Below are 21,353 nucleotides of genomic sequence, written 5' to 3'. Positions count from 1 at the left end.
TAGAGCACTTCGGTACCTGGATGAATATCGAATGTTCCATCAGGCGATGCGTGCCGGAACAATAGGCAGCCGATACCGCACTGGTGTTGAGTTATCCTCCTCTGTATAAAATATTAAGTTAACGTAACTTTAAATTGCTTCCGTATTTTTAAAACTTTATGTAAGGCATGTACATAACTATTATTTATTTTACAAAAAATATCTCTATTGACGTTTCGCAAGTGTCATTAAAAAGAAACATAAAATTCTCCATGATGAAGCCGGCTAACGAGTTTCCATGGAGAAAATTATGAGCGATTCCAAAGACGCATCCTCTTCGACCGATGGAGCTTCTCAAGTTAGAAGTATCCGGCTGGATGTCTTCTTCGGTGTGTTGATGTTGGTAAGCATGATTGGGTTTATCATATGGGGGCTGGGTTATATAAACGACAGCGGTATCGTGATCTTCCTGTTGGCCACGTTTTTCGGCCTTTTCATGGCTTTCAATATCGGTGGGAATGATGTCGCTAACTCTTTTGGAACCAGTATCGGTGCCGGTACGCTAAGCATCAAGCAGGCATTACTGGTTGCCGCCATTTTCGAAGTGAGCGGTGCAATGATTGCCGGGGGTGAGGTAATCGATACTGTCCGCAAGGGAATTGTAGATCTGGGTTCGATCAGCGTCGATCCCATGCGCTTCGCTTACATTATGATGTCCGCCTTGCTGGCCGCGGCGCTATGGCTGCTGTTTGCCACCCGACGTGGCTATCCTGTCTCTACAACCCATTCGATCATAGGCGGGATCGTGGGAAGCTCGATCACCCTGGGTATGCTGATGGTAGGCATGGATCAGGCATTGACTCTGGTGCACTGGGATCAGGTGGGCACTATTGCACTGTCCTGGATTCTTTCGCCGGTATTAGGGGGTACAGGCTCCTATATATTATATTCTATTATTAAAAAGAATGTGCTCACTTATAACGATGAAGCAATCGATCATCTGAAGCAGATAAAAAATAGCAAGAAGCAATTGAAGAGAGAACATAAGGAAATGTTCCAGAACCTCAGTGAGCAGGAAAAAATCGATTACACCTCGGCATTGGTCAGGGATGCCGAAACGCGCTCGGAAGACGATTACGACTCCGACGATCTCGAAACGGATTTTTATAGGCGGCTGCGTAATATCGAGAAACAGCGTGAGTCGGTCAAGGCCAGCCAGGCGCTCGAAAGATTCGTGCCCGCCATTGCGGCATTAGGGTCCCTTGTTATATCGGCCATGTTGATATTCAAGGGTCTCACGAATTTGGACCTTGGGCTGTCTCTGGTTAATAACGTGCTCATTATGATGATGGTCGCGGCCTTGGTCTGGATGGGCGTATTCATACTTACCAAGATATTGAAAGGCACCTCTCTTGACCGCTCCACCTTCTTGTTGTTCAGTTGGATGCAGGTCTTCACGGCCGCCGGCTTCGCGTTTAGCCATGGAGCCAATGACATAGCCAATGCCATTGCGCCTTTTGCAGCGATCCTGGATGTCCTCCGTACCGGAGTCGCCGCTGAGCAGGCCCCGGTACCGGCCACCGCCATGCTGGCTTTTGGGGTGGCGCTTGTGGCAGGGCTCTGGTTCATCGGCAAGGAAGTCATTGCCACGGTGGGGCATAACCTGACCAGAATGCATCCCGCCTCGGGGTTCTCCGCGGAGCTTTCGGCGGCTGGCGTAGTGCTGCTAGCTACAGTGTCGGGTATTCCCGTCTCAAGCACTCACATACTGATCGGCGCTGTATTGGGCATTGGTCTGGTAAATCGCAACGCCAACTGGTCAATGATGAAGCCGATCGGCCTGGCTTGGGTGATTACCCTGCCAGCCGCTGCTGCTCTGAGCTCGATCATCTTTCTGCTTCTGAATACTATTCTGTAGCGGGGAAGAGGGACTTGATTGCCAACCTTTTAAACAAATACTAATCGATGTCTTCTGCAAGGTCGGCAATGACAAGGCGAAAGGCCGGGTGACGCCGGTCGATGAAGAGGCTATTACCGAGAAGCTGCTTGGCTTGATGTTTGAGCTCGCTGAGGCTGTTAGCGATATCGTGAGCATTGCCATGTGATTCAGGCGTCACCGGTTGTAGAGCGATGGATAAAGTGACTATAGGAAAATATATTTCTTCTCCCTGGCGATTTGTCGTTCTCAGGCCGCCCTGAAGACGATGTTCCGGTGAATAGAATTCTGGTGCCAAGCGCTCGAAATCTTTAAGGATGGCGGTACAAATGATGCTGGCACGGTCGATTGGTAGCATCATCATGAAATCATCACCGCCCACGTGTCCCACGAAATCATTGTCACCGTTGGCATGCTGCAGTAGAAGGCGGGACAGAGCCGTTATGACCTGATCGCCGTGAACGTACCCATAGGCATCATTGTAGGCTTTGAAATTGTCCAGATCGCAGTAGACCGCAGCGAAGGGCTGGCCCAGTGCGAGCCGTCGGGACAGCATCTCGTTGATCAATACATTGCCAGGCAGGCCGGTCAATGGGTTGGCATGGCGAGCACTACGTACCTGGATTGCGGTGATCTCACGCAGTAAGTCGAAGATGGTGCCCATTCCACGGTAGTGCTGGTGTTCGTCAACAATCACGAAATCCTGCTGCTCGAAGCGCGACGATTCGGTGATCTGCTGGCTGAGAATCTCCAGCGGCGTGGTCATGCTTGTCACGATCATGTGCGTGTCGAGGATGTCATCGACGGTGCGCCGGGCATAGAGTGAATGGCTGAAAGGATTGGTGAATAAATGAAGAAAGTCGTGCTGGCGGATGATGCCAACTGGCCGTTCTTCGTCGGTCACGGTAATGCAGCGGAGTTCCGGCTGTTTCCGGAAACGCTCGATTATTTCCGGAACCGGTGTGCTGCGTTTGATAGGGTCGACATGACGGCACAGCTTGGCAGCGATGTCTTGCGAGATACCCTCGGATTTACCATTGGCTGGTAGCAGATGCTCGATGGTTCGGGGTGGACTCTCGCTGGGGCGGCTGAAATAGTAACCTTGCAGAAATGGCCAATTTAGTCCCCAGAGGCAGTGATATTCTCCGGCAGTCTCGATGCCTTCGGCGATAACTCGGCAATCCAGGCTACTCGAGACTTCGAGCAATGATCGCAGAAATTGGCGTTTTTGCGGGTCATGATCGATGTTGTTGACGAAGTGTCGATCGATCTTAACGAAATCGGGGCGCAGTTCAGCCCAATGACGGAGGCTTGAGTAACCGGCGCCCAAGTCGTCCAATGCGACCTTGAATCCCATGCTGCGATAATGAGCAACAGCCTGTCGCATCAGATCATAGTCATGGATCGGAGTATGCTCGGTCAGCTCGATGACGACTCGCTCCGGCGCCATGCCGAGGCTTTCGAGAAAGCCTATGGTCAGACCTTCGCGGAAGTCGCACTCTATCAGCGAATTGGGCATGACGTTGAGAAACAGCTGCCCCGTTAGCCCTAGCGTCATGAAACGCTGAATCGATAGGCGTCGACACAACAGATCAAGTTCGACCAGCTGCCCGGTACGTGCAGCCGTATCGAACAGGGTGAGAGGTGAGTGCAGCGGTGAGTTGGAAGGCCCGCGTATCAGCGCCTCATAACCGAAGATAGTCTGACTGCTGGCATCCACGATGGGTTGAAAGAGCGGTGTCAAACTTTGTTCACGCAGAATGGATGCCAGTAACATGGCGTCTTGCATGTAAGGTGGCTCCTGGTAGTCGCTTGGGCATGAAGCAAAATTCAGGAGCCGCATCTGATACCTGCCTCATAAGTATCCCAGCGGACAACCCGAGAGATAATTAACCTAGCACACCATTGTTTCAAATTAGTAACAGTTCATAAATGGCTGCCGCCTGTTGCCAGGGTCACTGTTCGACTCGCCAATTGTGAGTGCGGAACTCGATGGACCTGGGCAATCCTGCATAACCAAACTTCTAATGGCGGGAGGTAACTAAAAGCGAGATATTGGATGCCGAATGGCTATTCTATTGCAGCCAGGCCAGGTGACTCGGGGTACCACGTTGTATCCCTGGCTCCGGGGCTGCTTAAGGCGTCTCGAACGCGATTATGATGAGCAAGAAGCCCCAAGGAGGCATGCCCCATGTTTACCCAGACACTCATTTCTCCGGATACCATTCGTGACCGCTTCTCCAAGGCGATGTCGGCCATGTATCAGGCCGAAGTTCCGCAGTACGAAAGCCTCCTCGAACTGGTCGATCAGGTGAATCGAGAAACGCTCGAGCGTGACCCGGCATTGGCCGAGCGCTTGGCGTCACACAACGAGCTGGGGCGCCTCGGTGTCGAGCGTCATGGGGCCATCCGTGTTGGCACACCGGAGGAACTCGCCATGCTACGACGCCTGTTCGCCGTGATGGGGATGGTCCCGGTGGGTTATTATGACCTCTCCGAGGCCGGGGTACCGGTGCATTCCACGGCCTTTCGGCCCGTCGACGAAGAGGCTTTGGCTTACAATCCCTTCCGGGTTTTCACCTCATTGCTGCGTCTGGAACTGATCGAGAACGCGACGCTACGCGAGCGGGCTGCCAATATTCTTTCCCAGCGGGATATTTTCACATCCGGCGTCCGCGAACTGATCTCGCTATGCGAGGAACAGGGCGGGCTTACCGATGAACAGGCTGACCACTTTGTGTCCGAGGCACTGGAAACCTTCCGCTGGCACCAAGATGCCACCGTGGATCTGGATACCTATGAGGCGCTGCACGCCGAGCATCGACTGATCGCCGATGTGGTCTGCTTCCGTGGGCCGCATATCAATCACCTAACACCCCGGACGTTGGATATCGACGAGGCTCAGCGGCACATGCCTGCGGCAGGCATGTCCCCCAAGCAAGTGATTGAGGGGCCACCCCGGCGTAACTGTCCCATACTGCTGCGTCAGACCAGCTTCAAGGCGTTGGAAGAGTCGATCCGCTTTGCTGGCGAACGGCAAGGCACTCACACCGCCCGATTCGGCGAAATCGAGCAGCGCGGAGTAGCGCTGACTGCTGAAGGCCGGGCGCTCTACGACCGGCTACTCAACGAATCGCGGCGCCGTACCGCAGGTCTGGAGAATGTCGAGCATCAGCGCGTTCTATCAGAGATATTCAGTGACTTCCCTGATACTGAGGCCGAGCTGCGTCGCCAAAAGCTGGCCTTCTTCGAGTATCGACTAACCAATGCTGGACGGGCGGCAGGCAAGGTAAACGAGGGCGACATGGAAATGCTCATTGCGCAGGGGCTGGTCGAAGCCCGGCCGATAACTTACGAGGATTTTCTGCCGGTAAGTGCGGCGGGTATCTTTCAGTCGAATCTCGGTGGCGGACGAAGTGACGCCTACGAAGGGAATGCGAATCGCGAAGCCTTCGAGGCAGCGCTGCAAGGTAAGGTGCTCGATGAACTAGAGCTTTACGCGGAGCATGAGAGGATGTCTTGTCAGTCGGTCCTGCAAGCACTGCAAGGCTAATCCGGTCAGTTCGCCGCTATAGCCTCATTGCGTAGGCTTTCATGTCACTTCGAATAGAGGTGCATATTCATCAATATGCTCCTCTTTTTTTCAAGCGGCCGGTCTTTTCCCAGGACAACGTCGAGGCGAGAAATTTGCTACGTTTATCCCGGTAACAGAAGATCCCGCGATGAATCATCAACGGGTTGGTCCGGAGAGGTCGGCATCGGGCTTACTTCCTAGTTTATTGATGCAGGCCGTACCATCGAAATATACCGTTATCTTAATTAAACTAAGTGGAAAAGGACATAATATGACGTCAGCAGCTGCAGCGACGATAAAGCGATTCTTGGCGACTCGACCGGGCTTCAGGAATGATGCAAGGCGAGCCCAAAACTATGTCGCCCTATCGTGTCTGATTGCTCGATAGTGGTCGATATCCAGTCGAAGTCGAATCAGCACAAGACGCCATTCAATCGGTAATTCGCCCACAGATGTAAAAGACTTCACTCGGTTTAGTTGAAATACCTATCCAGTAAAAATACGCCAAGCCAATATCATCAATATGCCTCGGTACGATTTCGACCACTTTCCTTAGCTTGATACAACGCTTCGTCGGCCTGCTTAACCAGGGACGAGGAGCTATGCGCAGCAGGCAGAAGTGAGCTGATGCCAATGCTCACGGTTACGCGGGAAATGAGAGGAGATGCCTCGAAGGGCAGGGCACGTTCGGCCAGAAGCGAATGAATACGTTGAGCCACATGCTCGGCGCCAGAAAAAGTGGTATTAGGCAGCAATACGGCCATTTCCTCACCACCGTATCTCGCGGCAAGATCGCTTGGCCGCCGGACTATGGTCTTCAGTATTTCTGCGATATTCTTGAGGGTCTTGTCGCCCTCAGGATGGCCATAGGTGTCATTGAAGCGTTTGAAAAAATCGACATCAATGAGCAGAAGGCTAATTTCTTTTCCTTCACGTGCGCAACGTTGCCACTCTTGATCAAGAACACGGTCGAACTCGCGGCGGTTTGCAATACCCATGAGACTATCGGTGCTCGCCATATGGGTTAGCTTTTGGGTAAGTCTCGTGCGCGCTTTTACCAATGAGTTCAGATAGAAAAAAGCAAATCCTACACCAGAAAGAAATAAAACAAAGACGATACCATTACGAAAAAAAGAGAGCTTAACATGAGAGAGGAATGCATCATAATCGTATGATACGGTTACGGCTAACGGCGCTGTCTCAAGATTACGATATGCCGTTATCCTTTTTGTTCCATCGATAGGCGAGGTGTGAATCAATGTGTCGGCGAATTTCTGGCCGATAAGAGTAACCATATCCTGTCGAGAAGAAGAAAATATCGCGTCTGGTACCGGATAAAGTGATAGGACTGTGCCGTCCTTGCTGAACATGCCGATACGAAGCCCAGGTGTCTCGATGACATCATTATAAAATGCCTGAAAGTAAGCCGTATCAACGAAGACGACTGCGGCACCCGAAAAATACCCAATCGGATCCACTAAGCGGTGGCTGACTGGGATCATGCGCCGAGATGCGCTTCCCAAGCGTAATGGATGACCTATAAACGTTGTTTTTCCTTCTTCATTAGCTTGAAAAAAATCCGTATTGGTAATGTCTTCGATAAGGAAAGGCAGTTTTTTTGCCGAGAAGAATGCTTCTCCGTATTGATCGGAAACGATTAACCCAGCGAATTGAGGCGTGCTAATAATTCTCTCATAAAGAGGACGACTGGAAAGGAAGCTGAGTAATGAGTTATGCTGGTTTTCCCATTCTACGTCGTAAAGGATACGTTCAGCCATATCAAAGGAAAGTTGAGCATGCTCCGCTAATAAAGTAGCCTGAGATTCCATGTTCCTCTCCAATACGGAAAGTTCTTGCTCGTAGGTTTCCAATGACTCATCGAGAAGAATGCCTCCCACGGTAAGAATGGAAGCTAGGCTAAAGAATGCGATGACCCTGCGTGGATCCTTAGGGGTTTTCAGCGATTTCATCTTGACCCTTCTGTGTTGCAGCGTAACGGTTGGCATTTATCCAGGCAGCTTTGCTGCGATATTCGCTGCTTTCGTCAAACACATAGGTCTCGGTGGTAGACATGGAGGCGTGCCCCAACAATATCTGAAGCTCTCGTAACGTCATCCCGGCATTGAAAAGATCAGTCGCAAATGTGCGGCGAAGATCGTGAGGTGCAATCGTAATCCCTGCCAAGCTTTCTACTTTTTTCCTCAACACATCGATACGGCTATTGATGCTGGCGGTTGTTAATCCTTTTTCAGAAATATCCGGTTTTTTTCGCTTGTTCCAGATTGGGGTGAACAGAGCGCCAGGCTGTGTGCCGCGATAGAGATCTACGTAATTGGTCAGTCGCATCCATACTGCATCAGGTACCTGAATGATACGATCCTTGTTTCCTTTGCCAGTAATCCTGATTTCGCGAGTATGGAAATCGATATCCTTCATCTGGATGCCAGAGACCTCCGCTCGGCGCGGGCCGGTCGTAACCATCAAGGCAATCATCAGGCCATCGCGTCGAGAGCGGGCATCATCATTAGCATCACAAACATCAAGCAGCGCTCGGATGGCATGCTCAGGATGTGCCTTGCCACCAGGTAACTTCTTGAAGCGGATGGAGGAAACACTTTTGATAAGCTCGAGCTTTTCAAGCGACATGAGCTGAAGCTTCCAAGCTTCCCTAGCCACGCCACGTAGAAGGGCCCGGTACGAGCTCCGCGTGGCGCCGGATAAACCTTGATCCCTGAGGTAGGCGAGTAGTTCATCGACCACTTCGGAGGAAAGATCTTCCCAATGCACGAAATCGTAGGGAAACAGCTGACGCTGGTGAAGCTTGCGAGCGTCATGTTCGGTATCGATTTTTGGCGGTTTGGGGGCGCCCAGCATGAGGGCAAGCTTATTGAGCTGACTTCGCTTGCTGACTGCGCTGACACTGGATTCTTGGGATCGGAGATGGCGATACCCAGGATTTCGGCTTCTCGGGATGGGATGAGAGGATATTCTTACCGGTGGCGCCGCGAAATCCACTGGTGCGGCTGGCAAAGACGCGACTCCAGCCGGCTTGGCGGGTAGAAATTCACCATCATGAGCGGTCTCGGGTTGTAAAATTGCTTTGTTAGGATCCATATGGAGTTCACTTATTCCTGGCTAAACCCATCTGGAGACCGCGCCACGCCTAGCCTCCCGCAGCTTTTTAGCTATTTAAGCTCGCCCAGGATTTAAAAACTTTTCTTCGGCACGGGCCATATGCCGATTTCACGTACAAGCCTTTTTCCGCAGGGAGCAATCCTCCGCAAACGGCCTAAGAGAAACCGAGGTTTCTATGCCTCAACGGATGAGTGCCTGTCCGCTAGCGATGCTCTGAAATTAATTATAACTTATATTATAACAAATTTAGAGTACCATAGATGCTTCAAGCATAGCCAGCTCAGAAGCGAGCAAGGCCACTGGCCTCCAGAGGTCGTCATGCCAAGCGAAAAGCTGAAGATCGACATCAATCCGGATGCTACAGGTGGGGCTGGAAATAATGCTGGCCGTTGATGTACGCCGGGCCAAAAGGGATCTCTTCACGCGCCGCCCTGATGCCAACGGCTTTACTGCGCTACCGAAAGAGCGAATCATGCTTGGATCGAGAAGGTACGCCGTCTGGTGATGTATTACGACCGAGGTGTTGAAACATCGGAGGCCTAGGCTTGGGCTTGGGCTTGGCTAGCAGCAGAACGTCAGTTAGCTACTCAACCGGTTAACTCACCTGGACTGATAACTTGTAAACATCCTCTTAGCCAAGCAGAACAAGATTGCTTTAGCGACTCAGCAGGGAAAAGGTAAGGGAGCGTCTATCCGACATGATGTAGGGCCTCCAAAATGGGATGGTATTTCAGCCACCAATGCCAGAGGCGCCATATGGCCAGCTCAGCTCGGGCAGGCATGTTTGGCTGGCTGGATCGATACTCACCACTTCCCGCCTGATATTTCGCCAACTGACGTTATCCTCTGCGACGGCTCGCTATTAGCTGTCTGACTGCTCGGAAACCATGCCATGCCGAGTGTCGACATCGATAACAATATCTTAGTATACATCTGCTCCGCTTCAGCAAGGTGTGTTCGCGCATGTTGAAGCTTGGCAGTGGTCGCTGATATTAGAGGTCCGCTTCGCGCTTGAGGACATGCTGTATGGCTTCGGATAAGGGTTCCGCCTCACATCGGCTGGATTAATTTTGAGCAGTAGCAGAAAGGGTCCGGGAAGCGCTTATAGCGATCCAAACCACGATCATGTGCCAGCACTGATCGGAGTGTACTCGTAGTGACCCGCCATATTTGTTTCCTTTCTGATAACAGGAATAAGGTAAAATTAACGGCTTTCCTGGCAGGATCTAAAGAAAATATTGCTTGATACCCTCGTTTGGTTTTGCCGCTGCAGTAGGTTGCCGGCCCTACTGTTTTCTTGCGGTTATGCTGGCGCATAAGCAAAAAAGGGATCATCAATGAAACATACAAATAAACTCCGTAGTGTCCTCGGCGTATCCGTACTGGCCGGAGCCATGGCGATCAGTGCCACTGCCCAGGCCGAGGTTGATAAAAGCAATCTGAATCCCTGGCAGCACTGCGGCATTGGCGCAGCCATTTTCGATTCAAACGAAACTGCTGCTGCCCTTTCAAACGTTATTTGGGATTCCGGCACCACGGCTGTTACCTCTGCCACCATCTCTCCAGATACCTGTGAAAGCGAAAAAGTGCAGGTCGCTCAGTTCATCAATGATACTTACGATGTCTTGGCTATGGAGACGGCCATAGGGGAGGGCGAGCATCTTCAGACCGTAATAGGGCTGGCCGGTTGCTCTGCCGAAGGTCAGGATGCGGCTGTCCATGCCTTGCGCACCAAGCTCCAGTCTATCAGCGGCCGGGAAGACTACAGTGATATGGCACACGAAGAGAAGGCTTACGAATTCTACGAAAGCCTGACCAGCGCTCCGGGCTGCTCTTTGAGCTGATCCTGTACAGGTCGGTGCTTAGACGCCGGCCTTCACCATACCCTTCATCTTTTCCGTCTTATCGAGGTCTCAACATGCATCGAGCCCTAGGGGCTGCGGCCGCAGGCCTCTTGGCTGTTACGAGTGTCGTATCTGCTGATGACACTTCTCTGGCCGATTCTAAGCAGTGGCAAGCGCTGCTTCATTTTGATCGGGAAGGCGTCTTTAGCGGCCCGCATAGCGCTGTCATCGATGATGGATTCTTCTTGGCAGAAGATGGGCCAACCAACCCGCATTCCGAACTTGTTACCACGTTGGAGGCGTTGCGCGAGGATCCCGCCAGCATGATGCCTGGTACCCATGCGACCTGCCGGTTCCCCGCTCGAGCCATATGGCTGGCTCGGCAAACGGGAGAACACTGGCCCCAAGCCGGTTGCCCTAGATGGGACGCGTGGAACCGGGAGCACGGGCACGATTCTGTAGGGTTGATATTTGCCTCGGGTTATCTCGGCAATCCCGCTTCGTTTTTTGGGCACTTGATGATTCAGCTCAGCCATCCGAATGATCGCCCGGATTCGCTCAGTGCTAGTCAGTTACTGGACACTAGTCTTAACTTTGGCGCAGATGTTCCCGCCACCGATGGGCTCGCCATGTACATGGCAAAGGGTCTTTTGGGTGGCTATAAAGCCAAATTTTCTAACGCTCCGTTCTACCGGAACACGACGATCTACTCAGAACATGAAATGCGTGACCTCTGGGATTATGAGCTTGATCTGCCCGAATGGGAGCGGAGACTGCTGATTGCTCACCTCTATGAAATTCTCGGCCAAGATTATGAGTATCTCTTTCTCTCGCAGAACTGCGCTTCGCGCATCGCTCGTACTCTCGAAGTGGTTGTCGACTCACCGCTTACCGCGGGAACCGGGCTCTGGGTAGCCCCGGAAAGCGTCATTCGTCACGTCAGCACGACCACAATTAATGGTGAGCCCCTTCTCAAGTCCGTTAGGCATATTCCTTCACGCCGGCTGGTCACGGAAAACCGCTATCTGTCATTGAGTGCAGAGGAGCAAGCTGCCGCCCGAGAAGTCTGGCCCAGTCTGGCTGAGATGAATTTTGATGCCGAGCGTTATCGTGCCTTAACGCCCAGAAGGCAGTCTGCAGTGATAGAAACACTGGCCAGTCATGCCGCGTATTTGAAGGAATCTAATGATGGCGATAACATCACTCAGTTCGAACGTCAACTGCTTGTCGAACGTTTACAGTTGCCCCAAGGCCACCAAGCTTCTGCGCATGTTGCCCCTACACCGATCCACGAAGCAACGCCGTCCAGCACCATTCGCTTCCAAGGTGTTTATAACGATTCCCTGGGGGCCGGCGCTCGCGTAACCTTGCGCCCCTTGTTGTATGACCTGCTGGATGGCAGCACCACACGCATGCCCAACGCAGCATTAGAAGTCGGCACGGTCACCATGGATATCACTGAAGGGACTCCTTCGCTACGTGATTTTACCTTGTTTAGTATTACCAACCTCGAAGCTGGCAATGTCCCGCTTCCTGGCTCATCTGGTTTTGCGTGGCATGCTTCTGGTGGTGCGTACCGGACGTCCTTGGGCTGTAATGACTGCCTCGATGGCCATGTCACGCTGTTGGCTGGCAAATCGGCTCAGCTTGGTAAACATCTCCCTTTTGCCATGGTGGGAGGGCGCCTAAGGACGCAGCGAAACGTTGATGGCCCCCTTGCGCCAGCATTCCAGGCGGGGATGTTGACAGAATGGAGTGAGCGGCAGCGTACGATCGCCTCAGCGAGCTATATCGATGCACTGTCAGGCAGCAATGGCAGGCGTATGCTCTGGCAACTTGAATATCGGTATGCCTTAGGAAAAGCTGTGGATGCTCGTGTTGAGGCCCAGCAAGACGAAGAGGCCCGAGAGCTCGCAGCGGGTCTTTCGTTCTACTTCTGAACCGCTCCCCATGCGGTTGGGAAGCGTTCATTCGTACCGGCAACCTCATCCAATACCATCCTGTTATCGCCATCCAGTATGAAGAGGGTAAGGGGCCGTGCCACGATGCAATAAGATCCACACCAGGCTAAGCTGTAAACTGAGAAATTGTAGATACCGTCATGGCAGAATGACACTAGCGGCAGCCATCGTATCGTGCAAAAGCCTCATCCGTGATCGGCTGGTCAGTCGCATCTGACTAATGCAGGCTAGCAGGATGCGGTGTTCAGCCATGCTGAGGCGATACCCTGCCTCAATCAGCGCATTATTCAACTGCTAAACCAGCCCAAGAGACATTGGTTGATGCCTGGGTAGAGAAGCGTAGTCAGGACGAGCCAGTGAAGCGCCTGATGATCAAAATACCTGCACACCTACATGCCAATCCAAGGCCGACTGCGCGATGCGTGGTTTCAGCAAATAGGCTCATCGGCAAGCCGTCGTGTCAGCGAGCTTCTCGAGGCTTTGCGCGACGATCCGCTTTCTTCGCCTTCATTGGATGAATTAGCTGAATCCGCGAACGTACCGGTGGCAGTCTAAAAGAATGGTTGAAGCGTGTACGGGTCGCGCGTGCGCAAGAGCAACTGGCAGGTGGTGCGAGAGGCTTGGAATCTATTGCTGAACGTTGTGGATTTTCAGATGCCCATGCGCTGCGAGCGGCATTTCATGCAGAGCTGGGCCTGACACCGATGCAGTGGGTGGCTCGCCAGAGAGTTGGCCAATCATAGGCTACGGCGAGATTTACTGACGAGCTATCCCATTGGTTCATCAGGAGTCACGCTTGAACCTTGCCGCTGCCCTCGCCTGCCCGAGTTCATGTAGGAGCAATAAGACTACGATGAGTGAAAGTTAATATATGCTATTAATTCAACGTTAGGTATGGACGCAAAAAACCCCGCCTAAGCGGGGTTTTTTGTTCGAAGCCTTACGGCTCGAAAGCACAGACTAACTGAAAGTTAGAGAGGCTTGATATTTGCTGCCTGAAGGCCTTTCTTGCCCTGGGTCACGTCAAAAGAGACTTGTTGACCGTCCTGCAGGGACTTGAAGCCGTCAGCCTGAATTTCTGAAAAGTGGGCAAACAGATCATCGCCACCGTCAGCGGGAGAGATGAAACCGAAGCCTTTAGAGTCGTTGAACCACTTAACTGTGCCAGTTGCCATTTTCGAATTCCTTACGCGCTAAGCGCTTGATACGATTGCCGGGTGCTACCCGAGATGAAGTGGGTAAAACAAGGGGATATAACCAGGCTACCGAATGATTCGAGTACAGCTGACGATATGCGACTTGCTAACCAACTGAAGACAGTATGCCATAGCCTCTTAATCCAGTCAACTGCATAGCCGAGAAGCTCAGTAAAACACCATGAGGTTCTTTGTTGCTTAAATCAGTCGAGACTGAAATATCATGTATCGTTTACCGCTTTTTCAGACATAACTTAATTAACTGTATCGCAAAGGCGAATAACTTCACTGTGCGTTACGCTTGGCTCATGCACAGGCATACTCCTACTTGGCAAGCAAAGGTGACCCATGCTTTATGCGATTAGTCTGATAATAGGCATTGCCCTACTGACCTTGGGCGGCGAAGCCCTGATCCGCGGGGCTATCGCTGCAGCCCGCCGTTTTGGTGTTTCGCCTCTCCTGACTGGCCTAGTGATCGTGGGCTTCGGTACCTCTTCACCTGAGCTGGTCGTCTCGGTCGATGCTGCGATAAACAGTCAGCCTGATATCGCTGTGGGCAACATCGTTGGCAGTAATATCGGCAATATACTTCTCATACTTGGGCTCAGTGCCTTGATCACCCCCATGACGGTACAGCCCTTGGCCCTGCGGCGGGATGGTCTGGTAGTCGTATTGGCTACGTTCCTGTTCCTGCTGCTTTCCTGGGGCGGCGCACTGGGCCGCATCGATGCCATTCTGTTCTTGTCTGGCCTGGCAGCCTATCTGCTATGGGCCTACTGGAGCGAGAGTCGCCAGCAAGCACCAGCAGGCGAGGTATATGCCGAGGAAGACAAAGAGATAAGCACCGTGCCTCGCAACTGGCTTACCATTGGCGCTGCCATTGTCATCGGGCTGATTTTGCTGATCGGCGGGTCACGTTTATTGCTGTATGGCGCGATCGGAATCGCCCAGGCTGTCGGCGTTCCTGAAACAGTGATTGGTCTAACCCTGGTGGCGGTTGGCACCTCCTTGCCGGAATTGGCCGTTTCGGTGATAGCCGCGTTTCGCCATCATGCGGATGTCGCCGTGGGGAACATCCTGGGCAGCAACATTTTTAACGTATTGGGTATATTGGGTATATCGGCGCTTCTACAGCCCCTGCCCATCGCAGCGCGTATCCAGAATTTCGACCAGTGGGTCATGCTGGGGGCGGCTGTCGTCCTGATGCTATTTCTCTACACCGGGCTGCGGCTATCGCGGCGGGAAGGTGGCATCCTGTTGGCTAGCTACACCATCTACGTGTGGCTCAGCTTCACCGCGTTCTAGGCTGCATCCGTTAACGTGAAGAAGAAGCCTGGTAGCGGTTGGCCAGGCCTCATCGGGACTCACCGCTGCTGCTTGCGGCTTCTATACCATGGGGGCAGTGATAATGTCCTATCACTGTCGCTGAAGTTTCCAGGCAAAATGCCCCGCCTGCGCGGGGCGACAGCAAGGTTACGATGTGCAGCTCAACGCTTGCTCGGGTTGCTCGAGCCTACCTATTCGGCTCAGAACTCAGCCCAATGTTCCTCCTGGTCTATCGTTTCCTTTGCCGGCAACGCTGGCTTCCTGGTTTTGGGGCGTGGCAACGCCTGAGCCCGAGCAGAGTCTGTCCTCTTGGTTGACTCCGCGATCTGGAATGTGGCGATCAGATTGGCGAGTTGCTGTGCCTGCTCTTCCAGTGATGCAGCCGCTGCGCTGGTTTGCTCGACCAACGAGGCGTTCTGCTGAGTCACGGAGTCCATTTGGGTGATGGCTACATTGATCTGCTCAATACCGCTGTTCTGTTCACGAGTCGCAGAGGAAATCTCCGACATCAGGTTGGAGACCTGACGGATAGAAGTCACCGTCTCGCTGATAGTTTCTCCGCTGCGTTCGGCCTGCTGGGCTCCGGTCTCGATCTGAGTCGTCGTGGTCTCGATCAAGGTGCGTATCTGCTTGGCTGAATCAGCGCTCCGGCTAGCCAGGGAGCGTACTTCGCTGGCCACCACGGCAAAGCCACGGCCCTGCTCGCCGGCACGGGCAGCTTCAACCGAGGCATTTAGTGCCAGAATGTTGGTCTGGAAAGCGATCGAGTCGATAACCGTGATAATGTCATTGACCTCTCGAGCACTGGCGGCGATCTCACGCATCAGGTTCGCGGTCTGCTGAACTTCCCGCCCGCCATGCTCGGCTGCTTGCGAGGCGTGCTTTGCAAGACGATCGGCTTCGAGGGACGAGTCCGTGCTATGGCGCACCGTCGAAGTCATCTGTTCCATGCTGGATGCCGTTTCCTGCAGCGCTGCTGCTTGTTCCTCGGTACGCGATGATAGGTCCTGACTTCCGGAAGCGATCTCGCCGGCTCCCGTGAAAACGCTATCGCTGCTGCTACGCAGTGATCTCACCAGAGCGATCAGCTGTTCCTGCATCCCTTTCAGGCCGGCATACAATTGGCCGATTTCGTTGGTGCCGCGGTCCTGGACCTTTCCGGTCAGATCGCCCTTGGCGATCCTGCCGAAATGGGCGATAGCATCGTTCAGAGGACGGATCACAACTCGAATCAGCCCGAATCTCAGCACGATCGCGGCACCCAGCGACATCAACAACAGCACGATCCCCCCAACTTCGACGAACTGACTGGAGCGGTGAGTTTCGGCGATCAGCTCCTGTCCACGCGCTTCCGCGTAATGAATGAAATCATCGATGGCTCTATCGAGCACAATGGAACGTTCGGTAATGTCGCCCAGTACCATGCGGATTTCGAAACGGTCAGGATTTACCAGAAGAGGTGCCATCGTTTCGGTGACCAAGGCCTGGTATGCGGCTTTGATAGCATCCACATAGGGGTCGCGACGACTGTCTTCGCCTACGGGAATAGCCTCAAAAGAGGCAAAGCGCTCTTTTGCATCTTCCAGTGCTTGCCTCGCATCATCCGGCAGCCTTTGGAATGCAGGGTCATTCATGCTTACCATGCTGGCAGCATACTTTTCCAGCATGAGCTGGGCCCGGAGAATGTTGACCTGCGCACGGTTGAGCGTATTGCTCTGCTTGACGTTGATTTCAGTCAGTTCACTGAGCGAGTCGCCACTGATGTGGTTCGAATAGAACCCCAAGCCGCTGATGGCGGCGCTCAGGGCAACCAATAGCACGAGCGCAGCTGTCAGGCTGCCTTTGATGGACCAGTTCTTCATTTTCTTCACTTGTCGTCGCTACGGGCCGGGTAGCCGGAAAGAAAACGGCCCATAACGTCTATCGGCAAGCCAGATAAAATTTGTAGGGATAATTGCAAGTGAAAGAAGAATGTCGAGTTGAGTCAGCAGGCTGCCATGAATGCGAGGATCACGTATATAAAAGTTCATGTCGAGGTGCAGCAATAACCTAAGTTATTGGCGGGACAAGCTGTACTAACCTGCAGTCTTGCGTCGGGCCTGTTTGCCTCTGTTGTTTTTCTGCCGACTCCCTCGTGACGACGCCTTCTGAGTTTTTGTTTTCGGGGCTGTTTTAACTCTGGTTCGACGTTCTGGCTGGTTAGGTTGGCGTGCTGGTTTATTTCTCGCTGTGTTCACAGCGGGAGTGGCTTGTGTATGGCGGGCAAGGTAAGAAAGGATCCCGGCTATAAGGCCTATGAACCCCAGCAGTAAGATGCCCTGCCCCAGATTGGCAAGTTTCGCAACTGCCGATGCGGGTAACCCGCTAGCCTGCCCTCCGTGGCTGCTGATGAGCAATACAGTGCCAACCAGGCTAAGGATAATGCTGAGGGGGAAGAGGCGAGATAAAGCTCCCCATACTTTAGGGAATTTTTCAGGTCCTATACGGTGAAGAGCATAACACCAAACCGCGCGGCTGCTGCGCTGGATGTGGTGCGCTCCCTTGAATAACGCTGCGGTGGCCAAGGCTGTAATGGCGATAATGGATAGCATGAAAAATATTGAATTGATAGCCAGCCTCCGCATGGGTTTAGATCAAGGAATGATCTTTATGGACATATTAAATGTCGTAATCATTTTATTATAATAATCCTTGGTGTCCAGGAATACTCGTGCCGCTTTTTGGTTTGGTTGAACTTGCAGTTAAACCTGCTGGCTCACAGCCGCTGGATATCGATGACATACCCCACAATGGGATAACCTGCTTTTCTGGCGGCCTTCTCGGCTTCCAATTGTGCTTCTAGCTTGGAAATGCTAGAGGAACGATGCTCAAAAGCTACATCGGGTCCCAAGCGGTTTTTCCTGACTGCTAGCTTAATGACATGTCCTGTTTTGTAAGAGGCAGCCGATTCACGCGGGGAGTTCTTTTCTGCGCTCGGCTTGGTTATGTTAGAGGATGTCGTCTCTTTATTGCTTTTTGGTTTTAGGAATGTGTTTATTTCTCTTTGCATTAATTTTTCAAAATCATCCAACTCTGTATTCACTATGGTTCCTCAATATTTACTATGTTTGTATTGATAGACTGAAAGCTCAATTCCGGCGATCAAGGAATAAGATAGCAATTTCTGACCATCACGCCACTCAGTCAATCTGGTGGCAAGAGCGTGGCACTGCAAGCAGGATGCGGGAAGGCGTAGTGAACGCTTCAGCCCGTTAGCAACCCGCCAAGCATACACCGACCGGCCACAAGCAAGATATTTTGCCATTATAATCGTTTTTTGGGAAATGCAAATATCCTATTTGCGCGATATGCATTCGGCATCCTAGGTTATCTTCTGCTCCGCTGTCGGTCAGACGGGTCTGTTAAAGACTGCTCAAGCTTGCAGAGTGTAATAAGTGGCCCGCAGATATCCGCAGCATACCCTATACGGAAGCTCCGGCCTGCATTTTACAGCTGCAGGCTCCATCGTGCCGTATGGCTGAGTGCAGGCGGTTTTCAGACGGTGCCAGGCAAAAAGCTGAAGCCACTATGCTTGGATGGGCTGATGATCATTGACAAACCCATTTTACGCTCTGTCTGAAAAATGTCTGCGCTCACCCATGCAGTGTTAAAAACCAGCTCAAAATGCTCATTTACAGCACGTAAACTCCGCCTTATCGCTGATTTTTGCCTTGCCTGAGTATCGCTCGCCGACTTTTCAGACAGAACTTAGGCAAGATCGCGGCTATCAAACTTTAAATTGTAGTCCTCACTAAGACAATTATAAATTCATGCCGGCATCCAATTGTAGATTGAGCTGCGGTATTGCTGAATACGGCTCGTCGATTCACTCGGTCCTCGCTGACGCTCGTTGTCATTGCCTGTTCCAAATCGTTCGACAATGCCCTCGATCACTTCCGTGGCGCTATATAAATCGATGCGAAATGAATTCTCCCCCAGCCCATAGACCTGTCCCGTTTTCATCGACGGCAGGTTGGCGAGAACCGGGTCGTCGAGAAACGCCGCTACCCGTTCATCGCCGGCACTGAGCAGAAAGGTCGTGGGTGCGCTCAGCTGCGTCAGATGCTCGTACTGGGCGCGCACGAAATCCTGCGCTGGACTGGCATCGACCTGGTCTTCCAGACCCGTGGCCTCGCCGAGCTGCTTGGCCAGCGACTGCCAGGTCTGCCCACCGTAGTCCAGCACGATGGTCGGGGCGATATTCCGCAGTGAGGACAGCTGTGCCAGGGCGGAATCGGCACCACTGGACGAGACGACGATCAGGTCGGAGTCGACGACGTAGGCAGCCTCGAGATCGACGCTGGACAGCCTTCTCATAGACATGCCACTTCGGTCGCCAGCGCGCCCGGCCTCAATGCGCGGGCCAAGAAGGCCGGTAGTTCGTGCCGATGCCGCGCGAACACGCTGGGGGCAAGGGTCATGGGATCGGCATCGAGCATCAGCGTCAGTGCCGTGCCATCGCTGTGTCCGCGGTAGGTGAGATCGAAACCGTCTCCTGGGCCAGTCGCAATCACCCGCCGCTTTACGTGACACCCCCTGAAGGTCGGCGGATCGAAGGGCAGCACATTGATCAGCGGCGAGAAGAGAAAGCGGGTGCCCTTGGCCAGCCCACGATCGGTGGCGAGTCGTTCGATCCGGTAGCGACCGTGACGGCGTTGTCGGCGCAACACGCTTGCCACCCGGCCCAGGAAATCCCCCAAGGGCTCCTCATCCGTCGTGCTCAGGTAAAGCGGCAGGATATTGACCGCAAGTGAAGGGATGTGAGCGCTGACGCTGCCCCAGCGGCTCATGAAAGGCAGCCAGACCGCCAATTCATCGGCCTTTCGCAGGGAGGACTCATGCCGTAGCAGATAAAGCCCGGTGAGCATGACCAGTAGATCCGGCCAGTCGATGCCGGTAACGCTCGAGGCGGCTCTCAGGCGACACTCCAGTGCTTCTGACAGCGTCACTTCCGCATGCTGCACCGCGGTCATGTCGCCCTCCTCTCCCTTGCGCAGCACGGGGAGGCCGGGGCCGCCATCGAGATAGTCCCGCCAGAAGCGTCGATCCTCCTCGCAACGAGAGCTTCGCTGGTAGGCTTGTTCTTCGCTGACGTAGCGGGAGAACGGCCGCAGCGGCTCATCGACCTCGCCCTGCCCGAGCAGATGGGCATACAGCTGCGCGCAGCGCCGCTCGAGCAGCACCATACCGTAACCGTCGAGGACGATATGATGGCCCCGGCTGTACCAGAGGTAGCGCCGTTCGGTCACACGCAGCAACCATTGGGCACTCAATGGCGGTTGCAGCAGGTCACGGTGAGACTCGACGTCCGCTCGCATCATCAGGTGTGCCGCCTGCAGCGGGTCGGCTTCGCCACGCAGGTCGTGCAACATAAGTAGCGGTGCCTGCTCGGCGGCGCAGCACTGTAGCGGCTGTCCCCCGGGAGGGAGGTGAAAGCGTACCGAGAGAACGTCGGCCTCGCTGATCGTGCATACGATCGCCTCGATCAGCGCCGCCTGACTGACGGCGCCTTCGATATCGAGGCAATGGGCCACCGTGGAGATCGATTGATCCGGCTGCAGCGAGTACTCCTCCCAGAAATCCAGCTGCGCCATCGTAAGCGGCATCCAGCCTTGGCTGGCATCACTCTGTCTTACCTGCTCCATGGTCATGCTCCTTGGGAGTCGACGGGAACACATTGCGTTGACGATATTGCTGCGGCTGCATGTGGCAGCAGCCGGGCCACCTCGTCGGCCGTCCGACAGCGCAGCAACTGGTGGGCGGGCCACGACACGCCAAACTCCTCACCGAGCCGGGAAGCGATCGCCCGCAGGTGCGACGGTAATAGCCGGCTCTTGACAATCCGAGTCGAATATACTCAATTAAACGCTATCGTCAACCATTCTCATTTGATTATAATTTGTATTTCTCCTTGCCATCAGCGGAGGGAAACCATGGAAAGCTCAGTTGACAGGGAATGGTTGGAGGACGAGACAATGGAAGGGATTGCCGCGAGTCATCGGCAATTGCTTTTCACTTCTGCTGATCGGGAACTGAGGGCATCGACTCTCTCGAAGCCGCTCTCGCTCCCCCCGCATGTCGGTCATCGCCCGGACAGCCTCTTCCAGCAAGCGATCCAGGGGGCGCTCAAGGAAGCTTGCCGGGCGGGACAGGTCAATCCCATCGTCATGGGTGCCATCCCCTTCGACCCGCATGTATCCTCGTGCCGTACGTTCCCCAGCGTTACGAATGGACGGTCCGCTCCGCGCCTCTGCGCCAAGAGGCGCCGACGAGCCCCCCGGCTGCTGGAACAGCGCAGCATTCCAGACGAGTCCGGTTTCAAGAAATCGGTCGAACAGACCATCGTAAACTTCGGCTTCGGCG

15 protein-coding genes are annotated in these 21,353 nt (G+C 53.5%); 6 read left to right on the top strand and 9 right to left on the bottom strand.

Features of this window, described 5'->3' with window-relative positions; translation table 11 throughout:
* Positions 1–289 precede the first annotated feature (289 nt).
* Positions 290–1,897, top strand: coding sequence for an inorganic phosphate transporter (locus ACYQ12_RS00650; RefSeq protein ID WP_459866182.1), 1,608 nt, complete (start codon positions 290–292; stop codon positions 1,895–1,897).
* 40 nt (positions 1,898–1,937) lie between these two features.
* On the opposite strand, the gene ACYQ12_RS00645 is transcribed toward ACYQ12_RS00650, so the two are convergent.
* Positions 1,938–3,704 (bottom strand): bifunctional diguanylate cyclase/phosphodiesterase, encoded by a 1,767-nt coding sequence (locus ACYQ12_RS00645; RefSeq protein WP_459866179.1) that lies wholly within the window; start codon positions 3,702–3,704, stop codon positions 1,938–1,940.
* 402 nt (positions 3,705–4,106) lie between these two features.
* Between ACYQ12_RS00645 and hglS the strand changes: the two genes are divergently transcribed.
* Complete coding sequence (gene hglS, locus ACYQ12_RS00640; protein WP_459866176.1) at positions 4,107–5,468, top strand: 2-oxoadipate dioxygenase/decarboxylase HglS; 1,362 nt, start codon at positions 4,107–4,109, stop codon at positions 5,466–5,468.
* Positions 5,469–6,007: 539 nt separating this feature from the next.
* Here the strand turns inward: hglS and ACYQ12_RS00635 are convergent.
* Together ACYQ12_RS00635 and ACYQ12_RS00630 are read right to left on the bottom strand one after the other, a co-directional pair.
* Positions 6,008–7,459 carry a sensor domain-containing diguanylate cyclase gene (locus ACYQ12_RS00635; protein WP_459866173.1) on the bottom strand — a complete coding sequence of 484 codons (1,452 nt, stop codon included), beginning with the start codon at positions 7,457–7,459 and terminating at the stop codon, positions 6,008–6,010.
* A complete protein-coding gene (locus tag ACYQ12_RS00630; protein WP_459866170.1) occupies positions 7,437–8,603 on the bottom strand; it encodes a tyrosine-type recombinase/integrase in 1,167 nt (388 codons plus the stop codon). The genes ACYQ12_RS00635 and ACYQ12_RS00630 overlap by 23 nt, the downstream gene beginning before the upstream one ends.
* A 1,358-nt stretch (positions 8,604–9,961) precedes the next feature.
* Here ACYQ12_RS00630 and ACYQ12_RS00625 point away from each other — a divergent pair.
* Positions 9,962–10,468 (top strand): DUF3015 family protein, encoded by a 507-nt coding sequence (locus tag ACYQ12_RS00625; RefSeq protein WP_459866167.1) that lies wholly within the window; start codon positions 9,962–9,964, stop codon positions 10,466–10,468.
* Positions 10,469–10,542: 74 nt separating this feature from the next.
* Positions 10,543–12,408, top strand: coding sequence for an Lnb N-terminal periplasmic domain-containing protein (locus tag ACYQ12_RS00620; RefSeq protein WP_459866164.1), 1,866 nt, complete (start codon positions 10,543–10,545; stop codon positions 12,406–12,408).
* A gap of 159 nt (positions 12,409–12,567) precedes the next feature.
* On the opposite strand, the gene ACYQ12_RS00615 is transcribed toward ACYQ12_RS00620, so the two are convergent.
* The gene (locus tag ACYQ12_RS00615) at positions 12,568–12,681 is read right to left on the bottom strand and encodes a hypothetical protein (protein ID WP_459866161.1); all 114 of its coding nucleotides are present in this window, start codon (positions 12,679–12,681) and stop codon (positions 12,568–12,570) included.
* Between the two features lie 275 nt (positions 12,682–12,956).
* Between ACYQ12_RS00615 and ACYQ12_RS00610 the strand changes: the two genes are divergently transcribed.
* The gene (locus tag ACYQ12_RS00610; protein WP_459866205.1) at positions 12,957–13,172 is read left to right on the top strand and encodes a helix-turn-helix domain-containing protein; all 216 of its coding nucleotides are present in this window, start codon (positions 12,957–12,959) and stop codon (positions 13,170–13,172) included.
* A 228-nt stretch (positions 13,173–13,400) separates the two neighbouring features.
* Here ACYQ12_RS00610 and ACYQ12_RS00605 read toward each other — a convergent pair whose 3' ends face one another.
* Positions 13,401–13,604 (bottom strand): cold-shock protein, encoded by a 204-nt coding sequence (locus tag ACYQ12_RS00605; RefSeq protein ID WP_163647714.1) that lies wholly within the window; start codon positions 13,602–13,604, stop codon positions 13,401–13,403.
* Positions 13,605–13,973: 369 nt separating this feature from the next.
* Here ACYQ12_RS00605 and ACYQ12_RS00600 point away from each other — a divergent pair, with 369 nt between their 5' ends.
* Positions 13,974–14,930, top strand: coding sequence for a calcium/sodium antiporter (locus ACYQ12_RS00600; protein WP_459866158.1), 957 nt, complete (start codon positions 13,974–13,976; stop codon positions 14,928–14,930).
* A 221-nt stretch (positions 14,931–15,151) separates the two neighbouring features.
* On the opposite strand, the gene ACYQ12_RS00595 is transcribed toward ACYQ12_RS00600, so the two are convergent.
* The 4 genes from ACYQ12_RS00595 to ACYQ12_RS00580 all read right to left on the bottom strand — a co-directional run bounded on the left by ACYQ12_RS00595 (position 15,152) and on the right by ACYQ12_RS00580 (position 20,635).
* Complete coding sequence (locus tag ACYQ12_RS00595; protein WP_459866155.1) at positions 15,152–16,813, bottom strand: methyl-accepting chemotaxis protein; 1,662 nt, start codon at positions 16,811–16,813, stop codon at positions 15,152–15,154.
* An 893-nt stretch (positions 16,814–17,706) separates the two neighbouring features.
* On the bottom strand, positions 17,707–18,033 hold the full coding sequence (locus ACYQ12_RS00590) for a hypothetical protein (RefSeq protein WP_459866152.1): 327 nt from the start codon (positions 18,031–18,033) through the stop codon (positions 17,707–17,709).
* Positions 18,034–18,758: 725 nt separating this feature from the next.
* Entirely contained in the window at positions 18,759–19,313 is a 555-nt protein-coding gene (locus ACYQ12_RS00585) for a hypothetical protein (RefSeq protein ID WP_459866149.1), read from the bottom strand.
* Entirely contained in the window at positions 19,304–20,635 is a 1,332-nt protein-coding gene (locus ACYQ12_RS00580; protein ID WP_459866146.1) for a condensation domain-containing protein, read from the bottom strand. Before ACYQ12_RS00580 ends, ACYQ12_RS00585 begins: the two co-directional genes overlap by 10 nt.
* Between the last annotated feature and the right edge of the window lie 718 nt (positions 20,636–21,353).

The organism is Halomonas shantousis, assembly GCF_054654615.1.
The sequence above is the reverse complement of the archived record's forward strand: the minus strand, read 5'-3'. Positions and strand labels throughout refer to the sequence as shown.

Excerpts from the sequence above, each read along its gene's own strand:
- ACYQ12_RS00650 (WP_459866182.1), top strand. The coding sequence starts at position 290 with ATGAGCGATTCCAAAGACGCATCCTCTTCGACCGATGGAGCTTCTCAA.
- ACYQ12_RS00645 (WP_459866179.1), bottom strand. The coding sequence starts at position 3,704 with ATGCAAGACGCCATGTTACTGGCATCCATTCTGCGTGAACAAAGTTTG.
- hglS (WP_459866176.1), top strand. The coding sequence starts at position 4,107 with ATGTTTACCCAGACACTCATTTCTCCGGATACCATTCGTGACCGCTTC.
- ACYQ12_RS00635 (WP_459866173.1), bottom strand. The coding sequence starts at position 7,459 with ATGAAATCGCTGAAAACCCCTAAGGATCCACGCAGGGTCATCGCATTC.
- ACYQ12_RS00630 (WP_459866170.1), bottom strand. The coding sequence starts at position 8,603 with ATGGATCCTAACAAAGCAATTTTACAACCCGAGACCGCTCATGATGGT.
- ACYQ12_RS00625 (WP_459866167.1), top strand. The coding sequence starts at position 9,962 with ATGAAACATACAAATAAACTCCGTAGTGTCCTCGGCGTATCCGTACTG.
- ACYQ12_RS00620 (WP_459866164.1), top strand. The coding sequence starts at position 10,543 with ATGCATCGAGCCCTAGGGGCTGCGGCCGCAGGCCTCTTGGCTGTTACG.
- ACYQ12_RS00615 (WP_459866161.1), bottom strand. The coding sequence starts at position 12,681 with ATGGCTGAACACCGCATCCTGCTAGCCTGCATTAGTCAGATGCGACTG.
- ACYQ12_RS00605 (WP_163647714.1), bottom strand. The coding sequence starts at position 13,604 with ATGGCAACTGGCACAGTTAAGTGGTTCAACGACTCTAAAGGCTTCGGT.
- ACYQ12_RS00600 (WP_459866158.1), top strand. The coding sequence starts at position 13,974 with ATGCTTTATGCGATTAGTCTGATAATAGGCATTGCCCTACTGACCTTG.
- ACYQ12_RS00595 (WP_459866155.1), bottom strand. The coding sequence starts at position 16,813 with ATGAAGAACTGGTCCATCAAAGGCAGCCTGACAGCTGCGCTCGTGCTA.
- ACYQ12_RS00585 (WP_459866149.1), bottom strand. The coding sequence starts at position 19,313 with ATGTCTATGAGAAGGCTGTCCAGCGTCGATCTCGAGGCTGCCTACGTC.
- ACYQ12_RS00580 (WP_459866146.1), bottom strand. The coding sequence starts at position 20,635 with ATGGAGCAGGTAAGACAGAGTGATGCCAGCCAAGGCTGGATGCCGCTT.